This is a genomic window from Streptococcus sp. 3167 (assembly GCF_013277175.1).
Lineage (GTDB): Bacteria > Bacillota > Bacilli > Lactobacillales > Streptococcaceae > Streptococcus > Streptococcus pseudopneumoniae.
The window spans coordinates 27,349-27,889 of sequence record NZ_VMML01000032.1 but is presented as its reverse complement, the minus strand read 5'-3'; the positions used below and the strand labels follow the sequence as shown (position 1 = coordinate 27,889).

The window sequence follows — 541 nt, the reverse complement described above, 5'->3', positions numbered from 1 at the left end:
TTCCAAACATTCAAAAATAGTTGAGACTTCCCTTAATAAATCTGTTACTTTCTTTTTCAAGATAGCCCATGCTTGCTCAATAGGATTCAAATCTGGTGAATAAGGTGGTAGAGGTAAGAAAAAGTGTTTATCTTGGATGCAGAGTTCATCCAAAATGTTCTTGGGATCAAAACTAGCATTGTCCATGACAATAACATGAGGTGTCTTCAAAACAGGCAGGAGTTGCGTTTTGAACCACTCCACAAAGAAATCGCTTGTCCTGCTGTTCTTGTAAATCATGGGAGCTATAAACTCTCTGTCTACTTGTCCTGCAACAATTGAAGTTCGCTCAAAACGACGTCCGCTAATCTTTTCATAGACTTTCTCCCCTCTAGGAGTCCCTGCATAAGGACGATAGAGGTAGCGGTCGATTCCTGTTTCATCAATATATACGATTGGTAAATCGTTTAGGTTATCCAAAATATCAAGAAACTCAGCGACTTTCTCTGGGTCTTGTTCCTTAAAGCTCGTCATCTTTTTTTGAAGTGACCTTCATCTGCTT

The 541-nt window shown here is 39.4% G+C and carries 1 pseudogene; it reads right to left on the bottom strand.

Annotation, left to right across the window (positions count from 1 at the left end):
- Window positions 1-519, bottom strand: a pseudogene (locus tag HT678_RS11950) (transposase); the annotation flags it as partial.
- Between the last annotated feature and the right edge of the window lie 22 nt (window positions 520-541).